This is a genomic window from Methylobacterium sp. WL116, from assembly GCF_008039455.1.
Taxonomy (GTDB): Bacteria; Pseudomonadota; Alphaproteobacteria; order Rhizobiales; family Beijerinckiaceae; genus Methylobacterium.
On the sequence record NZ_VRUV01000762.1, the window covers coordinates 1 to 1,641 of the forward strand.

The 1,641-nt window shown below is 71.4% G+C and carries 2 protein-coding genes and 1 pseudogene; 1 reads left to right on the forward strand and 2 read right to left on the reverse strand.

What is annotated here, in order from left to right:
- The coding region (locus tag FV223_RS27080) for a rhodanese-like domain-containing protein (RefSeq protein ID WP_281407477.1) at positions 1-483 on the reverse strand (483 nt) is incomplete at its 3' end.
- 474 nt (positions 484-957) lie between these two features.
- On the opposite strand from FV223_RS27080, the gene FV223_RS27085 reads away from it, so the two are divergent.
- Positions 958-1,191 carry a hypothetical protein gene (locus FV223_RS27085; protein WP_147729797.1) on the forward strand — a complete coding sequence of 78 codons (234 nt, stop codon included), beginning with the start codon at positions 958-960 and terminating at the stop codon, positions 1,189-1,191.
- Positions 1,192-1,282: 91 nt separating this feature from the next.
- Here the strand turns inward: FV223_RS27085 and FV223_RS30930 are convergent.
- Positions 1,283-1,641, reverse strand: a pseudogene (locus tag FV223_RS30930) (hypothetical protein); the annotation flags it as partial.

Genomic DNA, 1,641 nt, shown 5'->3' on the forward strand with positions numbered 1-1,641 from the left:
GGCGACGTCGGCCGCGTCGGCGACGGCGCCGTGGTCGAGCCGGGCGGTGAAATGGCGCCGGTCGCGGACCCGCGGCTCGCCCTCCTCGGTCGGGTAGCCGGCCGCGACCCAGGCCGGCAGGCCGCCGTCGAGCACGCAGACGTCGCGGACGCCGAAGGTGCGCAGCATCCACCACACGCGCGGCGCCGAGAACAGGCCGTGCCCATCGTAGACGACGATGTGCAGCCCGTCGCCGATGCCGAGCGCCCGCATCCGCGAGGCGAACACCTCCGGGCGCGGCATCATGTGCGGCAGGCCGGATTCGGTGTCGCTCATCGCGTCGATGTCGAAGCGGACCGCGCCCGGAATGTGGGCGGCGCGATACTCCGCCTCCGGGTCGCGCCCGGCGGCGGGCAGGTACCAGGAGGCGTCGAGCACCACGATGTCGGGCGCATCCAGGCGCTGGTGCAGCCATTCGGTCGAGACGAGCGCGGTGTCGGCCATGATGCGTCCGGGAAGTCGTTGCGGGCGATGTCGGCGCCACTCAATCACAGGGTGGAGACGGATGCACGCCCCGCCGAACGGTGCGCGGTCGCGAGGGCGGGCTTCGTCGGGAAGCCGGCCCGGGCGTCGCCGATCCGCCGCAACCGTCGCGGATCCCGTGCCGATGCTCCATGCTGCAGGGCAAGACATCGTGTCGCGCCGGTGCCGCCGGCTTACGTCCGCGTCAGACCCTGAAGGCTGTGCGCGGTTGCAAGATGCGCGGGGCGGTCTTGTTTCCGCGGAGAACAAGACCAGTTATAACAACACCATGACACTGTCGCGCCGGCATTTTCGCCGGACCCGTATGGACCGAACGTCTCGAAGGCACGGAGCATCGTGCGTTGCGGGATCGCTCGATACGGTGCGGCGTTCTCTCACCACCCCCCTGCCGGGCGGCCGTCGGCGCCAGCATGAGATTCCGCGAGCTTTAGTGCGATGAACCAACTCGTCCGCATGTCCCAGATCGGCGAAGCAGAGACCATCACCGAGCCGTCCGCCGAGTTGCGCGTGCCGTTCGCGCAGTCGGGCGCCTTCGTGTGCAAGTTCATCATCGGCGAGCCGAACGATCGCGCGATGTGCTGCGGCGCTCCGGTCGCCGAGGGGAAGAGTTGGTGCGCCTTCCACCGCCGCATCGTGTTCGAGCCGACCCGCCCCGGCCGCATCCGCTGAGCCCAGCGGCCGGCTTCGAGGACTGCGCGAGCACGGCGCGGTTGTACGCGGATCCTCGGCGCCCTCGTGATCGAACGAGGGCGCCCGCACGCTAGTCCAGCCCGTCATCGTCGTCGTAGGGCCGGTAGCTGCGCACCATCCGCCCATCCGGATACTGCACCGAGCGGGAACGCACGACGAGGTAGCCGGCGGCCTGCGCCGCCGCGATGCGGCGCATCCGGTCGTCGCCCTCGGCGAAGATCGGGTTGCGCTCGCCATCGCCCGGGCCCACCACCCGCCCGACCGGCAGCGGAGCGTACGGGTAGGGCGGCGCTGAAAACGTCCGGGGCGTGTAGGCCCGCGCGGCGACCCGGCGCATCACCGGCCGCGCCGCCTCGCGACGCTCGACGACGCGCGGGGTCGCGATCCGAGCACGTGGTGTCGCGGCGATCACCTGCGGATGCGTGCGCC

What these genes read in the sequence shown, in the direction of transcription:
- FV223_RS27085 (WP_147729797.1), top strand. Translation starts at nt 958, where the DNA reads ATGAACCAACTCGTCCGCATGTCCCAGATCGGCGAAGCAGAGACCATC.